The organism is Roseomonas sp. E05 (genome assembly GCF_030063475.1).
Classification (GTDB): domain Bacteria; phylum Pseudomonadota; class Alphaproteobacteria; order Acetobacterales; family Acetobacteraceae; genus Pseudoroseomonas.
This window is the reverse complement of record NZ_JASIRT010000020.1, coordinates 25,120-48,464: the sequence shown is the minus strand read 5'-3', so window position 1 is coordinate 48,464 and position 23,345 is coordinate 25,120. Positions and strand designations below refer to the sequence as shown.

The following is a 23,345-nucleotide window of genomic DNA, read 5'->3' as shown; positions in this document are numbered from 1 at the left end:
AGCGCCATGCAGGAGATCGTCGTCGGCGTCGATGTGGGCACCGGCAGCGCCCGCGCGGGCGCCTTCACGCTGGACGGCACCATGCTCGGCCAGGCGGTGCAGCCCATCCGCCTGTGGCGCCCGGCGCCGGACCATGTGCAACAGTCCTCGGAGGACATCTGGGCCGCCGTCTGCATCGCCGTGCGCGGCGCCCTGGCCGGGCTGGCGGGCGCGCGGGTGCGCGGCCTCGGCTTCGACGCCACCTGCTCCCTGGTGGTGCTGGACGCAGCCGGCCGCCCCCTCTCCATCAGCCCCGACGGCGCTCCCGGGCAGGACGTGGTGGTCTGGATGGACCACCGCGCGGAGGCGCAGGCTGACCGCATCAATGCCGGCGATCATGAGGTGCTGCGCTATGTCGGCGGCCGCATCTCGCTGGAGATGCAGACGCCGAAGCTGCTCTGGCTGAAGGAGAACCTGCCGGAGACCTGGCGCCGCGCCGCCCATTTCTTCGACCTGCCGGACTACCTGACCTGGCGCGCCACCGGCAGCCTGACGCGCTCGCTCTGCTCCACCGTCTGCAAATGGACCTATCTCGGCCAGGAGGATCGCTGGGACGGCGGCTATTTCCGTGCCATCGGCCTCGGGGACCTGGCGGAGGAAGGTTTCCGCCGCATCGGCACCGAGATCCTGCCGCCCGGCGCCCTGCTCGGCAGCCTCTCCGCCGAGGCGGCGGCCATGCTTGGCCTGCCGCCCGGCATTCCCGTCGGCGCCTCGGCGATCGACGCGCATGCCGGCGGCCTCGGCGTGATCGGCGTGACGCTGGACGGCGCGGCGCCGGACCGCGAGGCTCTGCGCCACCGGCTGGCGCTGATCGGCGGCACCTCCTCCTGCCACATGGCGGTCTCGGAGGCGCCGCGCTTCGTGCCGGGCGTCTGGGGGCCCTACTATTCGGCCATGCTGCCCGACCTCTGGCTGAATGAGGGCGGGCAATCCGCCACCGGCAGCCTGGTGGACCACATCATCCTGACCCATGCCGCCTATCCCGCCTTGGCAGAGGAGGCGCAGCGTCGCGGCGCCACCATCTACCAGTTGCTGAACGAGCGGCTGGATGGGCTGGCTGCGGGCCTTCCCTTCCCCGCCGCGCTGACGGAATCCCTGCATGTCATGCCGGACTTCCACGGCAACCGCTCGCCGCGCGCGGATGCCTCGCTGCGCGGCATGATCTCCGGCCTGCGCCTTTCGGCGACGGCGGACGACCTCGCCCTGCTCTATCTCGCCACCATCCAGGCCATCGCCTATGGCACGCGGCACATCATCGAGACGATGAACGCCGAGGGCTATGCGATCGATACCGTGCTGGCCTGTGGCGGCGGCACCAAGAACCCGGTCTTCCTGCGCGAGCACGCGGATGCCACGGGCTGCCGGGTGGTGCTGCCGCGCGAGCCGGAGGCCATCCTGCTGGGCGCCGCCATGCTCGGCGCCGTGGCCGGCGGCGCGCATGCCAGCCTGCCCGACGCCATGGCGGCAATGAGCGGCGCCGGCAAGGTGCTGGCTCCCGGCGAGGCGGCCGTGCGCCGCCACCACGACGCCAAATACGCCGTTTTCCAGCGCATGCATGCCGACCAGATGGACTACCGCACCCTGATGCGCACCCCGGCGTGACGCGCATCCGGCCTTTCCGAGAAGGGCGGGGCCCGGGGCGGCGCTCCTGGCCCAGCCCGATCACCGGGCGCCCTTCTTCCTCCACCGCCCCAGGCCGACCACATGGAGAGCGCCCGGATCCTGGCTGGGCATCCCCGCCGCTGCGTCGGCTTGAAGGAAGGACATGATGGCGGCGAGGCTCTGGTTCATCGGAAGTCTGCTCGTGGCGCTGGGCATCGCGGCGCGCCTGATCGGCTGGGACACCCTGCTGTGGATCCCCCGGGCCTTCATGGACTTCATCTACGAGGACCCGGCGACCTCCGGGATCATCACGCTGGGCATCCTGCTGATGGCCGTGGCGCAGCTGATCCGCCGGCGGGACTGAGCGGGCCGGCCAAGGCGGGCTCCTGTGTCACGGCCTGACCGATGCCGTCGAGCATGGCGGCCACCTCGCTGGCCGGCCGGGGCGGGCTGAACAGGTAGCCCTGCACCTCGCCGCAGCCTTGCTCCCGCAAGGCGAGGAACTGTTCCCGCGTCTCGACCCCCTCGGCGTTCACGGACATGCCGAGCAGCCGGCCGAGGCTCACCACGGTGCTCACGATCGCGGCGCAGTCCTTCTGCTCCATCATCCCGCGCACGAAGGACTGGTCGATCTTGATCTTGCCGAAGGGGAAGCGCCGCAGGTAGCTCAGGGACGAGTAGCCGGTGCCGAAGTCGTCCATGGCGATGCGCACGCCCAGCGCCCGCAGCCCGTGCAGGATCTCCAGGACCTTCTCGTCATCGAGCAGCAGGAGGGATTCGGTGATCTCGAGTTCAAGCCGCGTCGGAGCCAGCCCACTCTCGGCAAGCGCCTCGGCGACGATGTGCGGCAGGGAGCGGTCGCGGAACTGCACGGGCGAGAGGTTCACCGCGACCTTGACCGGAGCCGTCCAGCGGGCCGCATCGGCGCAGGCCTTCCGGATCACCCAGGCGCCGATCGCCATGATCATGCCCGTCTCCTCGGCGAGCGGGATGAAGACCGCAGGCGAGACAGTGCCCCGGACCGGGTGCTGCCAGCGCAGAAGCGCCTCGAAGCCGCCGACGCAGCCCCGCTGGGTGTCCATCAGCGGCTGATAGAACAGTGCCAGCTCGCCCTGGCCGAGCGCGGCGCCAAGATCCGCCTCCAGCTCCCGCCGGACACGCATCTGCTCGTCCATGCCGGGTTCGAAGAACCGTAAGGTGCCGCGCCCGTCCTCCTTCGCACGATAGAGGGCGAGATCGGCGCAGCGCATCAGCGCATCCGCATCGGTGCTCCCGGGGCCCGCCAGGGCGATTCCGATGCTGTCTCCGGCCGAGACCTGGTGCCCCGCGACGTCGAAGCGCGCCAAGAGGGCGACGATGATGCGGGTGGCGGCCGCGGCGGCCTCCGCCGGTTGCGACGCGCCCTCCTGCACCACCGCGAGCTCATCCCCACCAAGCCGCACCACCAGATCGGTCTCGTGCACGCATTCGCGCAGCCGCACCGCCACGGCCTGCAGCAGCGCATCACCCACCGGATGTCCGAGGCTGTCATTCACGGCCTTGAAGCGGTCCAGATCCAGGCAGAGGACCGCCACCCCCTCGCCGCGCCGCACCCGCGCCAGCGCCCGCATCATGTGCTCCCGGAAGCCCGCCCGGTTGGTCGGGCCGGTCAGGCGAGGCGCGCCTCGGCATGCTTGCGCTCCGTCACATCCTCACAGGTCGCCACCCAGCCGCCGCCCTCCACCGGGCGATGCACGACGGAGATCCAGCGTTCGTCAGGCAACTGAGCGGTGAAGGTCAGGGCGCTCATCGCGGGTGTGCCGGGCGGCGGCAGCAGGACGGCAAGCCCCTCGGCGGCGAACATCTCGCCCGGGGCTGCCCCCGGCGCCGGCGCGCCGAACATCTCCGCGAAGCGCCGGTTCACCATGAGATGAATGCCGCACCGGATCTCGACCCTGCCCGCCGCCGGAAGCGGCAGGCGCAGGATCTCGCCCGGCGCCTGCAGGTCCGAGCCCATCTCCACCTCCGGCCCACGCGCATTGATCTGCTGCGGGAACTCATCCTCGTTCGAGAAGCGCAGCACCGTGCCGCGCGGCACAGCCAGCTCGGCCACCGAGAAGGCGCGGTCGCGCTGCGCGACCGGGATTTCCGCGTCGCCGGCCAGCGCGCCGGTCGCGAGGACGAGCAGTGGCGGCAGACCCGGAAGCAGCCGCCACCTCATGGCGCCGCCCTCCGCTCGGAAGAGATCAGATAAGCCTGGGTCCGCGCCAGCAGCATCGGGTCATTCGAAGGGGCGATGCCGGCGACGAAACTGGTCGGAATGAAGCGGAGCTCGCGCCGGGCGGCATCCCGCGGCTCCGCAAGGGCCTGGAGGGACAGGGTGCCGAGTTCGGCGAGCGGCGGTCCTGCGGCCAGGGCCGCGTGCCGTCATCGGTGGGGTCGCCCGGCCCGGCGAGTTGCACCTGGAGCCGGAAGGCGGCGTCGCTCCGGATCAGCCGGTCGCGCAGCTCGGTGGCGAGATAGTGGGCCGGGCGGGCGGCGGCCTGCTCGGCGTTCAGGTGCCGCAAGCCGGCCAGCGGCAGGATCCGGTAACGCCCCAACCGCGCCTCGCCCGCCGCATTGCTGAAGCGGAAGGCATTGACGCCGAAATAGGCTTCCGTCGCATAGCTCGCAGGGGCCGGCTTGGGATCGTCGAGGAAGATCCGCACCGCCGGGCTGACAGCGGCGAGGGCCTGCAGCGCCGCCGGATCGGGCAGGGCGCGCAGAAAGGCGAGGAAGGCCTCCGGCGTCGCCGCGGGAAAGCCGTCATAGGAGTGGGCGACGATATCCGTCTCCACCTCGTCGGGCAGCAGGAACTTGATCGCCATGCCGCGCGGGCTGGCGGCGGGGTCGCCATCCGGCAGGCCGGGCACAGCGGCGAAGTTGGAGAACCGGACCAGCACCGGCACGGCGCCCCCGGCGACATGGGGGGGGCGCGGCTCAGGCGCGGCGCCTCCGGGTGTGGCAGGAAGCTGCCCCGGCAGAGCAGGCCTTTGGCATGCACCGCCCGCGCGCCCGCATGCGGCCCGTGGAACAGGGTGTCGAAGGCGCTGACGATGCCCGCGGGAACCTCGGAGCGGCCGGGCTGCGCGGTGCGGGCCACCCCGGCCATCGCGGCGCTTCCCAGCAAGGCGCCGAGGATGCCGCGCCGCGCCCATGCAGTCCCTGCCTCGTCATCTGAAAACGCCTGGCCCGCCATGGCCCCTCCCCTGCTCGCCGGAGAGCGTAGGGAGCCAATTGCGAAGGAAACCTTGACCGGGGATGCTGTCCGGCGCCTCCCCTCAGATCAAACGGTCTCGATCAGCCGGCGCAGCAGCCCGGCATATCGCGCGGCGGCGGCGGCGAGGCGCGCGGCCTCCTCCGGCATGTCCTGACAGGCTGCGGCGGCCATGCTGGCAGCGCCGAGCTGGAAGGCGAGGTAACAGGGTCGGTAGCCGTCCAGCAGCGCCGGGTCGGCCGCATGGCCCGCTTCCGTCGCCACCGCCGCCGCCAGCATCCCGGAATCGAGCCCGAGTTCCACCTCGGCGCCCACCAGGTCCCAGGCGAGGTCCTGGCAGCCGATCAGGTCGTGCGCGGCATGGTGGTCCAGGGCATCGGCCTTCAGCAGGCGGCCGTCGGGCAGCACCAGCCATTCCCAGGAATGCAGCCGGTTGTCGCCGGCGGCCCGGCGCAGGCGCCGTTCCAGGCGGGGCAGGTCCGGCTGCCGCTGCCGCAGCGCGCGGGCCGCCGCCTCGCCCAGCGCCTCGGCCGTGTTGTGGCAGGCCATGTCCCAGAGCGCCGCCAGGCTGGCGCCCCCGCCCTCGCGCACGAAGTGGCGGCCCCGGAAGGCCAGGTAGCGCGCCATCGGCGCCAGCAGCGCGGCTGGCGGGCGCGGCGTCTGGTCCAGCCCGCGCGCGCCCTCCTCCCAGGCGGAGACCAGGAAGCCATGCCGGTAGCCCGCGAGCGCCGGGACCAGCCCGGCTTCCGAGAGCATCCGCCCCAGGCGCGCCTTGCCCTCTCCCTCCGGGCCGAGCCCGGTGAACTTCAGCAGCCAGGGCCGCCCTCCGGCCCGCAGGAGGAACTTGCGGCGCTCCTGCTGCGGATTGGCCGGCGGCCAGGGCGCATTCCCGCCATAGCGCAGCGCCCGCCAGTTGCCGCCGGAAAGGTCGCGCAGGGGGCCATCGGCCGGGCCGGTCAGGTCGGCAGTCCAGTGCTCCAGGCGATGGGCGGGAGGCGGTGCATTCAGCACCAGCCGGTCGAAGTCGCAGAGATGGCGCGACGCGGCGGACCAGCGGGCGCGGTGCCGCGCGCTGGCCTGCACGCCCGGCGCCCCCGCATGGCTCGGGAAGAAATACAGGCGCGCGGGCGCGACACCCCCTTCCTCCAGAAGGTCCGCCACCGCTCCCATGGAACTGCCGGAAAGCCCCGGCCCCTCGTCCACGATGGCGTACGGCCCCTGCCCCCGCAGCAAGCTTGCCCGAAGCTCGCCGGACAGCAGGAGGCGCCGTTCGAAGGGATGCCCGACCGGCCGCAGACTGACCGGCGGCGCGGCGCCGAGCGCGGTGGCCACCAGCACCGCCAGCGGCAGGCCGATGCTGCGCAGCCCGATGACGCCGGTTTCCGCACCCAGTCCGGATTCCCTCGCCGCCTGCAGATAGGCCTCCGGGTAGAGGGCATAGAAGCTGAAGCCCTCCATGCGCTTCGGCGCGATCCTGTCGGGCAGCGGGCCGGGCAGGATGGCCTCCGGCAGCGGCGGCAGGTGGCGGAATCCGCTGGACCAGGAGGCCTGCAGCGCCGCCGCCAGGCCCATCAGCAGCGCCGTGCCGGCCTCCGCCAGGGCGGAGGGCGCGTCCTCGCCGCGCAGGGCGAACTCCGCATCCGCCAGCCCTTGCGCCAGTTCTCCCGCCTCGATGAAGCGGGCCGCCAGTGCGCCATGGCGCCGGATGCCCGGTGGCAGGCCGGCGAGTTGCCGCAGGCCCGCCGCCAGGGCGCGCAGCCTCGCCTGCGGGTCCTCCTGCCGGACGGCATCGCCATAGACGATCATGCGCCGGCCGGCGGCGGCTCAGCGCAGCGTCGCGCTGGCCTCGGCACCCGCGCCGTAGCTGCTCAGCGCGGGCTGCCGCATCAGCTCGCTGAACCAGGCGATGGTGGACTGCAGCCCGGCCACCAGCGTGGTGCGCGGCTGCCAGCCGAGCAGCTCGCGCGCACGGGAAATGTCGGGGCGTCGGCGGCGCGGATCGTCCACCGGCAGCGGCTGATGGATGATGCTGGAGCGCGTGTCCACCATACCGAGCACGCGCTCGACCAGCTCCGCCACCGTCAGCTCGGTCGGGTTTCCGAGGTTGACGGCGCCGGGCTGGTCTCTCTCATAGGCCATCAGACGCATCAGCCCGTCCACCAGGTCATGCGCGTAGCAGAAGGAGCGGGTCTGGCTGCCGTCGCCATAGACGGTGATGTCCGCCCCCTCCAGCGCCTGGGTGATGACGTTGGAGACGACCCGCCCGTCATCCGCCCGCATGCGCGGCCCGTAGGTGTTGAAGATGCGGGCGACGCGGACCTCGGCGCGATGGGCGCGGTCGAAGTCGAAGGCCAGCGCCTCGGCCGCGCGCTTGCCCTCGTCGTAGCAGGCGCGCGGACCGGTGGAATTGACGTTGCCCCAGTAGGTCTCGACCTGCGGATGCACCTCCGGGTCGCCGTAGATCTCGCTCGTCGAGGCCAGCAGGAAGCGCGCGCCATGCGCCTCCGCCAGGCGCAGCAGGTTTCGCGTGCCCATGACGCTGGTCAGCATCGTATGCTCAGGGTCCGCCTGGTACTGCACCGGCGAGGCCGCGCAGGCCAGGTTGAACACGCGGTCGAGATGCCGCGGCAGCGCGCGGGCCGGCAGACGGTCGATGACGTCGGCCTCGACGAAGCTGAAGCGCGGCTCGTTCTCCAGGTGGCGCAGGTTCCTGGACTGGCCGGTCTGCAGGTTGTCCACGCAGACCACATGGTCCCCCTGCGCCAGCAGCGCATCGCAGAGATGCGAACCCAGGAAGCCCGCACCGCCGGCCACCAGGACGTGCTTCACCTTACCGTTCTTCATGGACGTCCACCTGCGGGAAGGAGTGCGGCGCCGCACCGTGCAGCGCCGCGAAGGCGGGTTCGGGCAGCGGCGCGCGGGCGCCGGCTTCCCGGATGTAGGACTCAAGCTCGGCGGCGCGGTGCGCGGCGCTGTGACCGCTGAGGATGCGCTGGCGCGCCGCCTCCGCCTGCCGCCGTCGCGCCGCCTCCGGCTGCGCGCGCAGGGCGTGCAGCACATCGGCGGCGGTGTCGGCCAGCACGATCTCGGTGCCCGGCGCGAACAGCGTGTCGAGCCCGTCCCACCGGTCGGAGATGACGGGCGTGCCGCAGGCGGCGGCCTCGAACAGCCGCACGCTGGGGCTCCAGCCGGCGCGGATCATGTCGGCGCGCGTGACGTTCAGCGTATAGCGGCTGGCAGCGTAGAAGGCGGGGTGCTCGGCCGGCGGCACATGGTCGAGCCGTTCGACATTGGCCGGCCAGTCGATCTCCGCCGGATATTGCGGCCCGGCGACGACGAAGCGCAGCTCCGGCGCGCGCCGCGCCGGCTCCAGCAGCAGCCGTTCCAGCGTGGGCTGACGGTCCGGGCTGTAGGTGCCGAGATAGCTGAGATCCCAGCGTGGCGCGACCTCCAGCGGGCGGTAGGCCTCGGTGTCCACCGAGCAGTAGAGCGGCCGCGCCGCGGGCGAGCCGTACTGCCGCATCAGCCGGTCCAGCGTCGGCCCGCCGGTGAAGGAGAGATAGAGATCGTAGCCGGGGATCAGCGTGGGGGAGAGGTATTCCTCGTCGCCGCGCGCCAGCTTGGCCAGGGTCACGGGCGTGTCGATGTCGTAGAAGGCGGTGACGCCGCGCGCCACGCGCTGCACCACCGTGCCGACCGCGACGCCCTCCGGCACGTAGGAACCGACGATGACGGCATCCGCCTCGGCGATGGCCTCGTGCCAGATGCGGAGTCCGTCGAGGTCGCCGTAGAATTCGAGCCGACAGAAATCCGGCTGCGGCAGGTCGCGATGCGCGGCGTACCAGGGCACGTCGCGCTCCAGGAACAGGATGCGGTGGCCCCGCGCGGCGAAGGAGCGCAGCAGCGCGCGATAGGTCGTGGCATGGCCGTTCCCCCAGGAGGAGGACAGGCTCAGCCCGAGCACCACGATGTTGAGCGGCGCCGCGCTCATGCCGCGCTCCGCGCCGCCGAGGCCGCCTTGCGCGCCGCTTCCTCGCGCAGCAGCGCGTCCACCTGTGCGCCGCGCAGCGCATAGGTGTGGCCGGCCAGGATGCGCGCCCGCGCCGCCTCGCCGATGGCCCGCGCGCGCTCGGGCGTCAGCGCGGCGACATGCTCGGCGACATCCTTGCCGTCGCGCGCCACCAGCACCTCCTCGCCTTCCTTCAGGAACAGCTCCAGCCCGACCCAGGCATCGGTGATCAGGCAGGCTCCCGCCCCGGCCGCCTCGAAGACGCGAGTGGCCGGCGAGAAGCCGGTCCTCGCCATGCTGTCGCGCGCGATGTTCAGCACCGCCAGCGGCGAGGTGTTGAAGGCGTTGTGGTCGCGCGTCCGCACATGGCCGATATGCCGCACGTTCGGCGGCATGGCCTTGCTCTCCCAGCCATTGCCGCCGATCAGGAAGCTGCGCTGCGGCAGCGCGGCGGCCGGCTCCAGGAAGAACTGCTCCACCCGCGCCTCCCGGTCCGGCAGGCGGTTGCCGAGGAAGGCAAGATCCACCGCGAAACGTGGCTCCGCCGGCACCGGATGGTGCGTCTCCGCGTCCAGCGCGTTGTAGACCGGCACGCAACGCCGTGCCCCGAAGCCCTCATAGGCCTCCACGACGGGCGGCCCGCCGCCATAGGTCAGCACCAGGTCGAGCAGCGGCAGGGTCCGCCGCAGCGGATGCTCGGGCGCCGCGCCGATCTCGGCAAGGGTGGCGGGCGCGTCCACGTCCCAGAAGATGCGGATGGCCTCCGGCCGGCTGGCCTGCATCACGCCCTCCAGCAGCAGATCGTCGAAGACGCCGACGCCGCTGGCCTTCACCACCACATCGGCGTCGGCCGCCTCGGCAATGACGCCCCGCGCTGCCGCCTCGGTGGCTGGATAGACCACCACCTCCGCCCAGTCCGGCGGCTCGATGTCGCGGTGCTGCTGCCGGTCGAAGGCGTCGGGCTCGTAGAAGGTGATCGCGTGGCCGCGCCCCGCCAGGTCGCGCAGCATGCCACGGTAATACGTGGCCGCGCCGTTCCAGTAGGCGGACAGCAGGCTGGATCCGTAGAAGGCGATCTTCATGCGGCGGTCTCCGCGGTGTGGCCGGCGCGCAAGGTGGCGACGATCCCGAGCAGTTCCTCCGCCCGGTGCGCGCAACTGTGGCGGGCGCAAATGGTTTCAAGGCCGCTGGCGATCAGCGATTCCCGCAGGGCGGCGTCATCGCGCAGAGCGGCCATGTGCCGCTCCATCTCCGCCTCGTCACGCGCCACGAGATAGTCGCGGCCGGGCCGGAACAGCGCCTCCGCGTCTTCCCATGGCGAGCAGACCAGCGGGATGCCGCAGGCCAGTGCCTCGAAGACACGGATGGTCGGGATGCCCGGCAGCATCTGCACATAGAAGCGGCGCGGCACATGCACGGTGGCGAGATGACGCGCGAAGATCTCGGGCGCCGCGGCATTCGGCAGCCATCCATGGTAGCGCGCGCCATGCCGCCGCAGCGCCGCCAGCGCCGCCTCGGGATAGCGCACGCCGTAGATGTCGAGCGGGAGCCCGACGGTGCTTGCCGGCCGCAGCAGGAAACTCTCCAGCTCCTCGCTGCGCTCGTCGTCGCCCCAGTTGCCGATCCAGACCAGCCCCTCACGCGGCGTGGCGGAGGGCAGCGGGCGGAAATGGCGGGTATCGGCGGCCTCGTGCCAGACCCAGACGCGATCGCGCCAGCCCCAGTCGCGGTAGACCTCAGCGAGCGTCGCGCCGAAGGCGAGCACGCCGTCATAGTCATCGAGCGGCAGGCTCCGCAGCGCCGCGGGATCGCTGACGGCGCGGTGATGCGTGTCATGGAACAGCAGCGTGAACCGCGCTCCCCGCGCGCGCATCCGGCCGAGCGCGCCGACCAGCTCCGGCGTGTTCCACTCATGCACGATCACCAGATCCGCCGTATCGAGCGCCGCCGCGCAGTCCGCCAGGGCGTCGAAAGGCCGCGCGACAAGGTCCGGATAGGCGGCGCGATAGGCGGAAAGGCCGGCCTCGCCATGGTCCTGCAGCAGGTTCTGCAGGCTCCAGCCGTTGCGTGGCTCGAAGGCCAGCACCGCATGCCCGCGATGCTGCAGCTCCTGCAGCACGCCGCGCACGAAATGCGCATTACCGTGATTCCAGCAGGATTCCAGCGAATGGGTGAAATAGACGATCCTCACGCGTGGGCCTCCTGGCAGTGTTGTGGCGACAGCGCGGCGCGGTAGAGATCCCGCGTCGCCCGGGCCATGGCCGCGGGCGTGTAGCGCTGCGCCCGCTCTGCCGCTGCGGCGCCCCGGCGCCGCAACAGCGCCGGGTCGCCCAGCAGGCGCTCGATGGCGGCGACGAAGCCGGAGCCGTCATCGGGGTTCGCGTATTCCGCCGTCTCGCCCCAGATCTCGCGGAAGCTGCCGATGTCGGACAGCACCAGCGGGCAGCCCGCCTGCGCCGCCTCCAGTACCGCAAGGCCGAAGGGCTCGTAGCGCGCCGGCGAGACGAAGAGGCTGGCGGCCCGGAAACACGCCGCCATCTGGCCGCTGTCGAGGGAGCCGAGGTTGCGCAGATTCGGCAGCGCAATGGCGCCGCCCTGCGGACCGGCGAGCGCACCGGCCGTGACCACCGGCAGGGAGAGCCGTGCGGCGATCCCGTCCAGCAGGCCAAGATTCTTCCCTTCGTCCCACAGCCGCCCGGCGGCGAAGACGAAGCGCTCCGGCAGCGCCGCGGGAGGCTGTGCAGCCGGCGGCCGCGCACGGCCGTTGTGCACCACGCGCGGCGGCTCGGCCAGGCCGTAGAGCCGGGCGGTGGTGGCGGCGAAGGCGGCGCTGGGCGCCAGCAGCCGCCCGGCGGCGCGGTAGCCCTCCGCCACCAGCGCGCTGCGCCAGGCGAGATCCGCCGGCAGCGGGCCACCCCGCACCGCCTCCCACCAACTGGCGACGCAGGAATGGCAGGCGGCGACCACCGGGACGGTGAAGGCGCCGCCTGCCGCAAGTGCCGGGCTGTTCAGATGCACGAGGCCGACGCCTTCCGCCCGCGCCAGCGCCGCGAGGCGGGTGCCGGCCTCCAGCACTGCGGCCGCATCCTCAGCCGTCCATTCCAGCGCCAGCCCAGTCTCGACGATGCGCAGCCCGGGAATGGCCGCCGCCTCCGCCCGCTGCCGCGCGCCCGGCGCCGGCCCGAGCACCGCAAGCACCACCTCGACGCCCTCGCCGATCAGACCTCGCGCGAGGTCGAGCGCATAGGACCAGACGCCGCCCACCGCGTCCGCCGTCATGAGCAGCCGTAAAGCCGGGGAGGCGGCGGGCGGATCTAGCCTGCGCAACACACCGCCTCCACCCTGTCCCTCATCGCGCGGCCTCAGCCACGCCCGCCGACTTGCGCAGGGCCTGCGCTTCGCCCAGCCAGCGCGCCAGCTCGGCCAGGCCGGCGCGCCACGGCATCGGCGCCCGCAATTCCAGCTCGCGCTGCACCAGCCGCGTGTCGGAAACGTAGTAGCGCTGGTCGCCGGCGCGCCAGTCGGCATACTCCACCGCGATGCGGTGGCCGACCAGTTCCTCGATGACCGCGAGGACCTGCCGCAGGCTCACCGCGTTCCCCGGCCCGCCACCCAGGTTGAAGGCGCGCCCGGCCACCGCGCCGATGCGCTTCCAGGCGGCGAGATAGGCCGCCACGGCGTCCCCCACCTGCAGCACGTCCCGCACCTGATAGCCGTCACCGAAGATGGTGATGGGCTCGCCGCGCAGCGCGCGGATGAGGAAATGCGCCACCCAGCCCTGGTCCTCGGTGCCCATCTGCCGCTGGCCGTAGATGCAGCTCATGCGCAGCACCGCCGTCGGAATGCCGAAGCTGCGGGCGAAGTCCAGCACGTACTGGTCGGCGCCGCCCTTCGAGCAACCATAGGGCGTGTGGAAGTCGAGCGGCCGCGCCTCGCTGATGCCATGGCTGCGCAGCGCCGCGTCCACCGGCCGGTAGCCTTCCTCCCCGCGCTCCAGCGTGACGTCGGACAGCGCGCCATAGACCTTGTTGGTGCTGGCAAAGACCAGCGGCACCGCCCTGCCCTGCCGGCGTAGCGCGTCGAGCAGGTTGAAGGTGCCGCGCAGGTTGACGTCGAAGTCGTCGCGCGGATCCGTGAGGCTGGTGGTGACGGCCACCTGCCCGGCGAGATGGAACGCCACCTTGGCGTCCTGCGCCGCCTCCGCCACCGCCGCCTCCTCGCGGATATCGGCGATGCGCGCGGTGATGCGCTCCGGGTGCCGCGTCTTCAGCCAGTGCAGGTTGGCCTCGACGCCGGGGCGCGCCAGCGCATCGAAGACCAGCACGTCATGGCCGTCCGCCGCGAGCCGGTCGGCCAGGTTGGAGCCGATGAAGCCGGCTCCTCCGGTGACCAGCACCACGCGCCGCGACAGGATGGCCGGCGCCTCAAGGGAGGAGGACGGGAGATTCACGCCACCAGGCCCCGCGTCTCGAGTTCGCTGCGGGCCTGCTGCACCAGGTCCTCCGCCTGCTGCGAAGCGACCCATTCCGCCAGCTCGCGCAGATCCTGCTCGAAGTCGCGCGAGACGCTGTAGCCCAGCTCCTGCCGGATCTTGCTGATGTCGGGAATGTTGTGGCGGATGTCGCCGCTGCGCGTCTTGCCCATGATCTCCGGCGTCAGCTCCGGCCGGCCCATGGCATGCGCCAGGGAAAGCGCCACCTCCTCCACCGTGCGGTCCTGGCCGCTGGCAACATTGTAGACCTGCCCCGCCGCGCGCGGATGCTCCAGCGCCAGCACGAAGGCGCGCGCCACATCCTCGACATGCACGAAGTCGCGCCGCTGCTGGCCATCCTCGAAGATCATCGGCCGCTGCCCGTTGCGCAGGCGCGAAGCGAAGATGGCGAGCACGCCGGTATAGGGGTTGGAGAGCGCCTGACCCGGCCCGTAGGCGTTCCACAGCCGCAGCGCCACCCCCTCCATGCCGTAGGCCGGCGCCAGGGTCAGCGTCAGCCGCTCCTGGGCGAATTTGGTGATGGCATAGACCGAGGCGAGCACGGGACGCTTGCTCTCCGGCGTCGGCACCGGCACCAGCGGCCGCCCCTGCGTGTCCAGCGGATCCCAGGGCGCGTCCGGCGCGGTGCGCGGGGTGCGGATGACGTCCTCGTGCAGCCGGCCCTCCGCGTCGCGGTAGAGACCCTCGCCATAGATGCTCATCGAGGAGGCGACAACGACGCGCTTCACCGGCCGGTCGATCAGCTGCTGGAACAGTGCGGCCGTCCCGCAGTCATTGACCGACACGTAGCGCTCGACGGCATACATGCTCTGGCCAACACCGACCTCGGCCGCGAGATGCACCACACGGTCCACATTCTGGAGCGCACGGCTCAACGCGACCTCGTCGCGCACATCGCCGATCATGAACTCCACGTCACGATCGAGCAGCGCCGGCTCGGTGCGCTCGCCATGGACCTGCCTGAGCAGGCTGTCCAGGACGCGGACATGATAGCCGCGCCGCAGCAGCGCCCGCGCGACATGACAGCCGATGAACCCTGCCCCGCCCGTAATCAGGATGGTCTCTTTCACGCACCCACTCCCGGTATGCTACACTGCGAGGCAGAGCCAGGCAGCGAATCTGCTGATCCGATTTCCGTTCACCTTCTTCTAAGTAGTAGAACCGCAAGTCGCACCGCGCCGCCCGATCACAGTTTCTTCACACCACTCTGTAAATGCTTCAACCACATGGGCGGCATCGTGCCTCGTGTTCCCGCGCGCGAACATCCTTGCCGGCCACCGGCCCTGATCGGACATGCTCTGCCGCGCTTCTGGAAAAGCCGAGACAACGCCTTAACTCGACGCCGACATGCCGCGTTTCAGGAAGTTTCCTTCACACTGAATTGTGAGAATATCCTGCTCTCGTCACGCAAATGTGGGGCGCGCAGGAACAAAGAAGCTTGCCAGCACCGCCGCGCCATCGTCACTTAGCGCCGGCGGAACGTAGCCGGACCTGCAGCGTTCTTCGCCGTGCCGGCGTTTGACGATCCGCTCCGGCTGCATCAGCCTTGGCAGTGCCACGTGGGGAAATTGGAGGCCAACTGGTGGGATCGGGACCGCTGCGAGTCGGTATCGTTGGTGTCGGGAACTGTGCCGCATCCTTCGTGCAGGGGCTGGCCTATTATCGGGAGGCCTCCACGAACGAGCCGGTGCCGGGGCTGATGCATGCCGATCTCGGCGGCTACCATGTCCGCGACATCGAGGTCGCCTGCGCCTTCGATATGAATGCCGGCAAGGTCGGGCTGGACGTCGCGCAGGCGATCCATGCGCGGCCGAACAACACCATCCGCTTCGCCGAGGTGCCACCCACAGGCGTCATCGTGCAGCGCGGACCGACTCTGGACGGGCTCGGCCGCTACCTCCGCGACGAGATCGAGGAATCGGATGCGCCCGTCGCCGACGTGGCTGCCATCCTGCGCGACAGTGGCACCGATGTCCTGGTCTCCTACCTCCCGGTCGGCTCGCAGGCGGCGACGGAATGGTATGTCGAGCGCGCGCTGGAAGCCGGCTGCGCCTTCGTCAACTGCGTGCCGGTGTTCATCGCCTCCGACCCGCAGTGGCGTGCGCGCTTCGAGGCGCGCGGCCTGCCGATCATCGGCGACGACATCAAGAGCCAGGTCGGCGCCACCATCGTCCACCGTGTTCTCGCCAACCTGTTCCGCGAACGCGGCGTGCGGCTGGACCGGACCTACCAGCTCAACTTCGGCGGCAACACCGACTTTCAGAACATGCTGGAGCGCGAGCGCCTGGAGTCGAAAAAAATCTCCAAGACCCGCGCCGTCACCAGTCAGCTCGACGTCCCCCTCCCCGCCGGCGACGTGCATATCGGCCCCAGCGACCATGTCCCCTGGCTGACCGACCGCAAATGGGCGCATATCCGCCTGGAGGGCACCGCCTTCGGCGGCGTCCCGCTGAGCCTCGAACTGAAGCTGGAAGTCTGGGACTCGCCAAATTCGGCAGGCATCGTCATCGATGCCGTGCGCTGCGCGAAGCTGGCGATGGACCGCGGCATCGCCGGCGCCATCACCGCACCCTCCAGCTACTTCATGAAGTCGCCGCCCCAGCAGTTCACCGACGGCGAGGCGCGCGAGCGCACGCAGCGCTTCATCGACGGACTGGAGTGAATCCCGGAACGGTGGCGGCGACGGTTCATCTGCTGCGCCACGCGGCGCATGACCGCGTGGACCGCATTCTCTGCGGCCGCATGGCAGGCGTCGCGCTCGGCGAGGCCGGGCGGGCGCAGGCGGCCCGCCTCGCCGCGCGGCTGGCACCGCTCGGCCTCGCTGCGATCCGTACCAGCCCGATGCAGCGCTGCCGCGAGACGGCGGAGGCCATCGGCCGCATCACCGCGCTGGCGCCAGGGGTGGACGAGGCCTTCAACGAGATCGACTTCGGCGACTGGACCGGCCGGAGCTTCACAGCGCTGGACGATGATCCGCAGTGGCACTTCTGGAACACGCAGCGCGACCAGGCGGCTCCGCCGGGCGGGGAGGCCATGCGGGCCGCGCAGGCGCGCGCCGTGGCCGGCATCGCCGCCCTGCTGCCGCGGCATGCCGGACAGGCCGTTGCGGTGGTCAGCCACAGCGACATCATCAAGGCCATCCTGGCGCATTACCTGGGTGCACCCCTGCAATCCTACGAGCGTTTCGAGATCGGCCCCGCCTCCCTCACCACGCTGGCCATCTGGCCGGGAGGCGGAAAGGTCCTGGCGATGAACGATCTGGCCCATGACATCTCCTGTCAGGGCCGGCATGGCAGCGGAGACGCCACATGAACAAGAATCTCTCTCCGGAGGTCATCCGCAGCGGCGCCGCGGCGCTCGGCGAGTGGTTTCACAACATCAATCTTCACGGCGTCTGGACCGCCCCCGACCATTTCCTCGGCGACTACCCGGCCCAGGTCTGGCAGCACTTCGCGCATGTCGTGCCGCAGGACCTCACCGGGCTCAGCGTGCTCGACATCGGCTGCAACGGCGGCTTCTTCTCGCTGGAGATGAAGCGGCGCGGCGCCCGCCGCGTGCTCGGCGTGGACAGCGACGAGCGCTATCTCGCCCAGGCCCGCTTCGCCGCCGAGACGCTTGGGCTCGAGGTCGAGTATCGCCAGCTCTCGGTCTATGACGTCGCCTCCCTCGGCGAGCGTTTCGACCTCGTGCTGTTCATGGGCGTGCTCTACCACCTGCGCCACCCGCTGCTGGCGCTGGACCTGATCCACGAGCATGTCGTCGGCGATCTGCTGCTGTTCCAGAGCATGCAGCGCGGCTCGATGGACGTGGCGGAGGTTGCCGCCGACTATCCCTTCGAGGAGGAGGCGCATTTCGACGCGCCGGCCTATCCGAAGCTGCACTTCATCGAGCACCGCTACGCCGGTGACGTGACCAACTGGTGGGTGCCGAACCGCGCCTGCGCCGAGGCCATGCTGCGCAACGCCGGCTTCGAGATCCTCGAACGTGCAGACCGTGAGGTCTATCTCTGCCGCCGCGCCCAGCCCCCCTACGGGACCGGCGCCGTCTATCCCGCGAAGGTGCCCAGCCGATGATCGAAGCCGCGATGATCTGGAACGAGCCCAACAACAAGTCCCACTGGGACCGTGAGCTCGACCCGGACTGGGAGCTCTTCGCCGGGATGGCACGCCTCGCCGGCCAGGCGATCCGGGCGGAGAACGCGCGCCTGCCGCGCGTGCTCGGCGGCATCTCGCCGATCGACCCCGTCTTCATCCAGAAGATGGGCGCGCGGGGCACGCTGGCGGAAATGGACGCCGTGGCCGTGCACGGCTTCCCGCTCGACTGGAATCTCTGGCAGATCCAGGAATGGCCGGCCAAGATCGCCGAGATCAAGGCGGTGACGGACCTGCCGGTCTGGGTCTCCGAGGTGGGCGTCTCCAGCTTCGGGGCCGAGGAGGTGCAGGCCTGGGGCCTGCGCCGCACCGCCGAGCTGCTGAAGGGCCAGGCGCCGCGCGTCCACTGGTACAGCCTCTACGACCTGCCCAGCACCTGGGAAGCCACCACCCGCCACCGCGAGGCCGAGGGCTCCTCCTACTATCGCCACTTCTACATGGGCCTGCTGCGCGAGGACGGCTCGCCGAAGCCCTCCGCGGAAGCCTTCGCCGAGCATGGCGGCTACATGGGCCTGTGCCAGTGGTTCCACTACCAGGACCACCGGCTGGACGATGCGGTGGCCTGGATGAAGCGCCTCGGCGTCCGCTACATGCGCACCGGCCTCTCCTGGGCGGACAGCTTCCGCCCCGACGCGCTCGCCTGGTTCGACCGGCAGATGGAGGCGCTGCGTGATTTCGACGTCACCGTCACCTTCTGCTTCACCCCGGAGCATCGCGGCATCGCGCCCCACCACACCAGCCCGCCGCAGGTGACGGAGGAGTTCGCTGAGTTCTGTGGCAGCATGATCCGGCGCTACGCCGGCTGAGACCCGCCCCCGGGGCGGCGTTCAGAACTCCACTTCCAGTTCCTCGATCGCCTCCGGCTCCTGCTCCGCCTCCGCCATCCACTCGGCCATGTCCGGCCAGGCCAGGATGTGGCCCCGATAGGCGGCGCAGGCGGGGGCGAGCGCGACATCATAGGTCAGGAAGCGGCTGGCGACCGGGGCATACATCGCGTCCGCGATGGTCGGGCGGGTGCCAAACAGCCAGGGTCCGCCCCAGCGCTCCAGGCAGCCCTGCCAGATCTGCTGGATCAGGGCGATATCCGCCCGCGGACCCGACCACAGGTTGAAACCCGGCCGCCGCGCTCGTATGTTCAGTGGCAGTGAAGAGCGCAGCGCGGCGAAGCCTGAATGCATCTCACCCGAGATCGATCGGCAATGCGCCCGCGCCGAAGGCTCCTCCGGCAGCATCCGCGCTTCCGGGCAGGTTTCGTTGAGGTGCTCGGCAATCGCCAGAGTGTCCCATACCGTGATATCGCCCAGCAGCAGGCTTGGCAGGCGGATGGTCGGGCTGCGCTGCAGCAGCTCCGCCTTCACCGCCGGGTCGTCGGGCGCAGCGGTGACGACGGCGAAGGGCAGCCCCGAGAGGCGGCACAGCAGGAATCCCCGCAAGGACCAGGAGGAGTAGTTGCGGCTGCTGATCAGAAGCCTGGCTCCACGCATGGTGACACTCCCTGACGCCTCAGGACTGCAACCATAGGCGCGCCACAGGCTTGACGGAATGGTCATAGAAGATCGAAGACAATGGTCGGGCACGGCAAAAAACTGGATTTTGCGACCGTTTGTTGCTGGGGCGGCAAAATCGCTGGCCATCTGTTCGGCAAGACACTGAGGGCGGGAGAGGCTCCGGCGGATGATGTACCAGATGTATCAGGCCCAGCAGGACCTGATGGCTCCTATCCGGATTTTCGCGAAGGGCACGGGCGCCATCCTGCGCCACTTCGACAACGGAAGGCCGGAAACCTATCCAGTGCGCCAGTTCACCGCCGCACTGGAACTGCTCGGCAGCACCGGTCTCACCCATATCCGCCCGGCCTTCGGTTTCGCTTCCGTGCAGGTCGACAACCAGGAGGTCATGGTTGAGGAGGAGGAGGTCTTCTCCACCCCCTTCGGCACCCTGCTCCACTTCCGCAAGAATATCGACACGCCGCAGCCCAAGGTGCTGGTGGTGGCCCCCATGTCCGGCCACTTCGCCACCCTGCTGCGCAACACCGTGCAGGTCCTGCTGCCGGAGCACGACGTCTACATCACCGACTGGACCAATGCCCGCGAGGTGCCCGTCCGCGCCGGCCGCTTCGGCATGGACGAGTTCATCGACCACGTGATCCGCTTCCAGGAGGAGCTGGGCCCGGGCGGTCATATCCTGGCGGTCTGCCAGCCGGCCGTGCCCGTCCTGGCGGCGGTGGCGGTGATGTCGGAGGCGAAGAATCCCGCCACGCCCCGCAGCATGGTGCTGATGGCCGGGCCGATCGACACCCGCGCCAGCCCCACCAAGGTCAATGCCCTGGCGCAGTCCCACCCCATCGAGTGGTTCGAGAAGAACCTGGTGGATACCGTCCCCTGGCGCTTCAGGGGCGGCGGCCGGAAGGTCTATCCGGGCGCGCTGCAGCTCACCGCCTTCATGTCCATGAACATGAAGCGGCATGTGCGGGCGCATCTGGAGCAGTACCGCAACGTCGTCGGCGGCGATTCGGAGCTGGCCGACGCGCATCGCCGCTTCTACGACGAGTACCTGGCGGTGATGGACCTGCCGGCGGAATTCTACCTGGAGACGGTGAAGTCGGTCTTCCAGGAGCACGACATGCCGCTCGGCCGCTTCACCCATCACGGCCGCCCGGTACGGCCGGAACTGATCCGCCGCACCCGGCTGCTGACGGTCGAGGGCGAGCGGGACGACATCTGCGGCATCGGCCAGACCGCCGCGGCGCTCGACCTCTGCAGCGGCCTTCCCGCCCCGATGCGACGGCACCACCTGCAGACGGGCGCCGGCCACTATGGCGTGTTCAGCGGACGCCGCTGGGCCACCGAGGTCTATCCGTTGGTGCGCGAGACCATCCAGGAAGCGAACTGATCCCTCCGGCGGGGCGGAACCACGTCCCGCCGGAACGTCCGCCCTCATCGCCTCGGGATGACGGGGCCGGGGTCCGCAGGTCCGGGCCGCAGCCGCGCGGCCGAAGCGCCGTAGGCGGTCAGCGCGAGCCCCGCCGCCGCCAGCAGGGCAGCAGCCACCAGGATCGGCGCCGCCTGGAAATCCGACGCATCGCGAGACAAGCCCGCCAGGGGCGGCAGCACCGCCATGCAGGCATAGAAGAGCGTATAGAACAGGCCCATGGCCCTCGGCTGGCGCTCGGCCGGAACCACCCGCGCGGGGAGCGACACCAGCACTGCCGCGGGTGGCGTCAGCAGAAGCCCGGCGGCCAGCATGGCGGCCACTGGGGGCAGCGTCCCCGCCATCAGGGCCACCACCACCAGAGCCGCGGAAAACAGGCAGGCCATGCTGGCGCCCTGCGGATGCCCGGTGCGCTCCATGATGGCGCCCCCGAACGGCAGCAGCGGAATGGAGATCCAGCCGACCAGGCTGGCCACCGCGCCGGCCATGCCCGCCGAGGCCCCCTGTTCCACCAGCAGGGCCGGCGCAAATCCCAGCAGAATCGCAAAGGCGGCGTTGTGCGCGCCCCAAGCCACGCCGGCTGCCGCCACAGGCGCCATTTCACCGGCGGCAAGGCCGAGCATTGCTGTGCTGCCCGCCACCTGGCGCCCTGCCGAGGCCAGGCTGCGCCGCCGATCCAGGAGCAGCGCGGCGGCGCCGAATGTCAGCCCTGCCGGCACCATCAGCACCATGAGTGCCGCACGCCAGGAGAAGGCGGCCGCCCCCAGCGGAAGGGTCACGAGCGCTCCCGCAAGGCCAAGGGGATAGCCGGCCAGGAACACCCCCATGGCCGGAGCAAGGCTGGCGCCCTGGAAGCGGCGCATCACCATCGCGGAGAGCGCCACGTTGAGAAGTGCTCCCCCGGCACCCGAAACCGTTCGCGCGGCCAGCGCCATGCCAATGTCCGGCGCCAGGGGAAGTCCCAGCCCTCCCAGGATGACGAGCCCGAGCCCAAGGAGCACCATCCGCCGTTCGCCGAGGCGCAGCGCCAGTTGGCCTGCCGGCAGGGCGACGAAGATCCCGGGCAGCAGATAGGCGCCGATGAGCAGGCCCAGGGTGCCATAGCCCAGGCCAAGCGCGGGATCGTCCAACAGGGCCGCACCCAGCGCGCCGACCGATTGCAGCTGCGCCGCCATCACCACCCGCGCTGCGAAGACGAGGGCCAGCACGGCCCATCGACGCTCATCGGGAATGGTCATGCGCCGGTGCCTTTTCCTGGTGCCGCACAAAGCGATTTCGTTGCGGATTATCACCAGATTTCCGCGCCGCCCCACATCATTGCTGCATCTAGCGAAAGCATGAACCGCCCCGGCTTCCGCATCCTGCGCATCCCGGTATCCTGCGCCCCTTCAGTCCCGACAGGCAGGAAACCGACCCATGCCCGAAATCACGATCCAGGCGTCCGACGGCAGCGGCAGCTTCGGCGCCTATCTCGCCATGCCCAGGCAGGTTCCGGCCGGCGCGGTGGTGATGATCCAGGAGATCTTCGGCGTGAACCACGCCATGCGGGCCCTCTCCGACTGGGTGGCCGACATGGGCTTCATCGCCGTGTGCCCGGACCTGTTCTGGCGGCAGGAGCCCGGCATCCAGATCACCGACGCCACCAAGGAGGAGTGGGACCGCGCCTTCGCCCTGATGAACGGCTTCGACCAGGCCAAGGGCATCGAGGACCTCAAGGCGACGCTGGCCGCCGCCCGCACGCTGCCGGGCTGCAACGGCAAGGCCGCCACCATGGGCTTCTGCCTCGGCGGACGCCTCGCCTTCATGATGGCGGCCCAGTCCGACGCCGACTGCAACATCTCCTACTATGGCGTCGGCATCGACCAGCTCCTGGGCGACAAGGACAGGATCTCGAAGCCGCTGCTGATGCATGTGGCGGAGAAGGACCGCTTCGTGCCCGAGGAAGCGCGCAAGAAGATGCAGGCGGAGCTGGCCGGCAACAGCCAGGTGGCGCTGCACGTCTATCCGGGCGTGGACCATGCCTTTGCCCGCATGGGCGGACACTCCTGGGATGGCCGCGCCGCCACCATCGCCAATGGCCGCACCGCTGAACTGCTGGCGCGCTGTCTTGGATAAAGCAGGTCTGGGGGAAAGAACTCCCCCAGACCCCCATCTTTTTTCACCGATTTTTCCAGCCCGGGCGGCCAGCGCAGCGCCAAACTGACAAAAAGAAGAGGGGGCTTGGGGGAATTCTTTCCCCCAACCTCTTTCCTATTCCCCGAGTGCCGCCTCGATCCAGTCCGACCGCCGCAGGCGGTAGAGCAGGTGCCGCCGCATCGGGTGACCCTCCGGCAGGCGGGGATGCTCGAAGGCGCCGGCGCGGCGCATCCCCAGCCGCTCCATCAGCCCCCAGGAGCGGACATTGTCCGGCAGGGTGAAGGCCACGATCTCCGGCAGGTCGAGCGGCCCGAAGCCATGCGCCAGCGCGATGCGCGCCGCCTCCTCCGCATAGCCCTGCCGCTGGAAGGGTGAGGCCAGGCGCCACCCGATCTCGACCGGCGGATCGGCCGGCGTCTCCCAGGGGATCGTCTCCCAGGGCAGCCGGGCCAGCCCGCAAAGGCCGATCACCCCCGGCGCCGCGTGCCGTTCCAGCGCCCAGAAGCCATAACCGTGCGCCGCGAAATGCGCGCTGATCCGGTCCATGAAGGCGTCGGATTCAGCGCGGCTCAGCGTGGCCGGGAAATGCCGCATGACCGCCGGATCGGCGTTCATGGCGGCAAGCGCCTCGCGGTCCGCCTCGCGCCAGGGGCGCAGGCGAAGGCGCGGGCCGTTGAGCGTGACGGGTTCGGGCATGATGCGGCACAGCCTAGCCGCTCCGGCACCGGATACCATACCCCCTGTCCCTGT

The 23,345-nt window shown here is 70.5% G+C and carries 22 protein-coding genes; 8 read left to right on the top strand and 14 right to left on the bottom strand.

Annotation, left to right across the window (positions count from 1 at the left end; genetic code table 11):
• The first annotated feature begins 6 nt into the window (after window positions 1–6).
• Entirely contained in the window at window positions 7–1,641 is a 1,635-nt protein-coding gene (locus QMO56_RS17930) for an FGGY-family carbohydrate kinase (protein WP_283527928.1), read from the top strand.
• A 166-nt stretch (window positions 1,642–1,807) separates the two neighbouring features.
• Window positions 1,808–2,005: a hypothetical protein gene (locus QMO56_RS17925; RefSeq protein WP_283527926.1), complete on the top strand. Its 198-nt coding sequence runs from the start codon at window positions 1,808–1,810 to the stop codon at window positions 2,003–2,005.
• On the opposite strand, the gene QMO56_RS17920 is transcribed toward QMO56_RS17925, so the two are convergent.
• The 11 genes from QMO56_RS17920 to QMO56_RS17870 form a co-directional block, all read right to left on the bottom strand.
• On the bottom strand, window positions 1,950–3,254 hold the full coding sequence (locus tag QMO56_RS17920) for a bifunctional diguanylate cyclase/phosphodiesterase (RefSeq protein WP_283527924.1): 1,305 nt from the start codon (window positions 3,252–3,254) through the stop codon (window positions 1,950–1,952). The two genes, QMO56_RS17925 and QMO56_RS17920, sit on opposite strands and share 56 nt — an antisense overlap.
• Before the next feature lie 35 nt (window positions 3,255–3,289).
• Window positions 3,290–3,841: a PAS-domain containing protein gene (locus tag QMO56_RS17915; RefSeq protein ID WP_283527922.1), complete on the bottom strand. Its 552-nt coding sequence runs from the start codon at window positions 3,839–3,841 to the stop codon at window positions 3,290–3,292.
• A gap of 25 nt (window positions 3,842–3,866) precedes the next feature.
• Complete coding sequence (locus QMO56_RS17910; RefSeq protein ID WP_283527920.1) at window positions 3,867–4,568, bottom strand: catalase; 702 nt, start codon at window positions 4,566–4,568, stop codon at window positions 3,867–3,869.
• A gap of 377 nt (window positions 4,569–4,945) precedes the next feature.
• Complete coding sequence (locus QMO56_RS17905) at window positions 4,946–6,682, bottom strand: hypothetical protein (RefSeq protein WP_283527919.1); 1,737 nt, start codon at window positions 6,680–6,682, stop codon at window positions 4,946–4,948.
• An 18-nt stretch (window positions 6,683–6,700) separates the two neighbouring features.
• Window positions 6,701–7,720: a UDP-glucuronic acid decarboxylase family protein gene (locus QMO56_RS17900; protein ID WP_283527917.1), complete on the bottom strand. Its 1,020-nt coding sequence runs from the start codon at window positions 7,718–7,720 to the stop codon at window positions 6,701–6,703.
• The gene (locus QMO56_RS17895; protein ID WP_283527915.1) at window positions 7,707–8,867 is read right to left on the bottom strand and encodes a glycosyltransferase; all 1,161 of its coding nucleotides are present in this window, start codon (window positions 8,865–8,867) and stop codon (window positions 7,707–7,709) included. The genes QMO56_RS17900 and QMO56_RS17895 overlap by 14 nt, the downstream gene beginning before the upstream one ends.
• Window positions 8,864–9,967 carry a glycosyltransferase gene (locus tag QMO56_RS17890; protein WP_283527913.1) on the bottom strand — a complete coding sequence of 368 codons (1,104 nt, stop codon included), beginning with the start codon at window positions 9,965–9,967 and terminating at the stop codon, window positions 8,864–8,866. The genes QMO56_RS17895 and QMO56_RS17890 overlap by 4 nt, the downstream gene beginning before the upstream one ends.
• Window positions 9,964–11,076, bottom strand: coding sequence for a glycosyltransferase (locus tag QMO56_RS17885; RefSeq protein ID WP_283527911.1), 1,113 nt, complete (start codon window positions 11,074–11,076; stop codon window positions 9,964–9,966). Before QMO56_RS17885 ends, QMO56_RS17890 begins: the two co-directional genes overlap by 4 nt.
• Window positions 11,073–12,164 (bottom strand): glycosyltransferase family 4 protein, encoded by a 1,092-nt coding sequence (locus tag QMO56_RS17880; RefSeq protein ID WP_283527909.1) that lies wholly within the window; start codon window positions 12,162–12,164, stop codon window positions 11,073–11,075. The genes QMO56_RS17885 and QMO56_RS17880 overlap by 4 nt, the downstream gene beginning before the upstream one ends.
• Window positions 12,165–12,234: 70 nt before the next feature.
• A complete protein-coding gene (locus tag QMO56_RS17875; RefSeq protein WP_283527907.1) occupies window positions 12,235–13,335 on the bottom strand; it encodes an SDR family NAD(P)-dependent oxidoreductase in 1,101 nt (366 codons plus the stop codon).
• Window positions 13,332–14,447 (bottom strand): NAD(P)-dependent oxidoreductase, encoded by a 1,116-nt coding sequence (locus QMO56_RS17870; RefSeq protein WP_283527906.1) that lies wholly within the window; start codon window positions 14,445–14,447, stop codon window positions 13,332–13,334. Before QMO56_RS17870 ends, QMO56_RS17875 begins: the two co-directional genes overlap by 4 nt.
• Before the next feature lie 509 nt (window positions 14,448–14,956).
• Between QMO56_RS17870 and QMO56_RS17865 the strand changes: the two genes are divergently transcribed.
• The 4 genes from QMO56_RS17865 to QMO56_RS17850 are packed head-to-tail and all read left to right on the top strand — an operon-like array spanning window position 14,957 to window position 18,334.
• Window positions 14,957–16,039, top strand: a complete 1,083-nt coding sequence (locus QMO56_RS17865; protein ID WP_283527984.1) for an inositol-3-phosphate synthase — start codon at window positions 14,957–14,959, stop codon at window positions 16,037–16,039.
• Between the two features lie 11 nt (window positions 16,040–16,050).
• Window positions 16,051–16,689 carry a histidine phosphatase family protein gene (locus QMO56_RS17860; RefSeq protein WP_283527904.1) on the top strand — a complete coding sequence of 213 codons (639 nt, stop codon included), beginning with the start codon at window positions 16,051–16,053 and terminating at the stop codon, window positions 16,687–16,689.
• The gene (locus tag QMO56_RS17855; RefSeq protein ID WP_283527902.1) at window positions 16,686–17,450 is read left to right on the top strand and encodes a TIGR04290 family methyltransferase; all 765 of its coding nucleotides are present in this window, start codon (window positions 16,686–16,688) and stop codon (window positions 17,448–17,450) included. The genes QMO56_RS17860 and QMO56_RS17855 overlap by 4 nt, the downstream gene beginning before the upstream one ends.
• Window positions 17,447–18,334, top strand: a complete 888-nt coding sequence (locus tag QMO56_RS17850; RefSeq protein WP_283527900.1) for a beta-xylosidase — start codon at window positions 17,447–17,449, stop codon at window positions 18,332–18,334. The genes QMO56_RS17855 and QMO56_RS17850 overlap by 4 nt, the downstream gene beginning before the upstream one ends.
• A 21-nt stretch (window positions 18,335–18,355) precedes the next feature.
• On the opposite strand, the gene QMO56_RS17845 is transcribed toward QMO56_RS17850, so the two are convergent.
• On the bottom strand, window positions 18,356–19,012 hold the full coding sequence (locus QMO56_RS17845; RefSeq protein ID WP_283527898.1) for a glutathione S-transferase: 657 nt from the start codon (window positions 19,010–19,012) through the stop codon (window positions 18,356–18,358).
• 190 nt (window positions 19,013–19,202) lie between these two features.
• Between QMO56_RS17845 and QMO56_RS17840 the strand changes: the two genes are divergently transcribed.
• On the top strand, window positions 19,203–20,420 hold the full coding sequence (locus QMO56_RS17840) for a polyhydroxyalkanoate depolymerase (RefSeq protein ID WP_283527896.1): 1,218 nt from the start codon (window positions 19,203–19,205) through the stop codon (window positions 20,418–20,420).
• Window positions 20,421–20,464: 44 nt separating this feature from the next.
• Here the strand turns inward: QMO56_RS17840 and QMO56_RS17835 are convergent, their stop codons facing one another.
• Entirely contained in the window at window positions 20,465–21,697 is a 1,233-nt protein-coding gene (locus QMO56_RS17835) for an MFS transporter (RefSeq protein WP_283527894.1), read from the bottom strand.
• 178 nt (window positions 21,698–21,875) lie between these two features.
• Here QMO56_RS17835 and QMO56_RS17830 point away from each other — a divergent pair, with 178 nt between their 5' ends.
• The gene (locus QMO56_RS17830; protein ID WP_283527892.1) at window positions 21,876–22,574 is read left to right on the top strand and encodes a dienelactone hydrolase family protein; all 699 of its coding nucleotides are present in this window, start codon (window positions 21,876–21,878) and stop codon (window positions 22,572–22,574) included.
• 135 nt (window positions 22,575–22,709) lie between these two features.
• On the opposite strand, the gene QMO56_RS17825 is transcribed toward QMO56_RS17830, so the two are convergent.
• Window positions 22,710–23,291 (bottom strand): GNAT family N-acetyltransferase, encoded by a 582-nt coding sequence (locus QMO56_RS17825; RefSeq protein ID WP_283527890.1) that lies wholly within the window; start codon window positions 23,289–23,291, stop codon window positions 22,710–22,712.
• Window positions 23,292–23,345 lie beyond the last annotated feature (54 nt).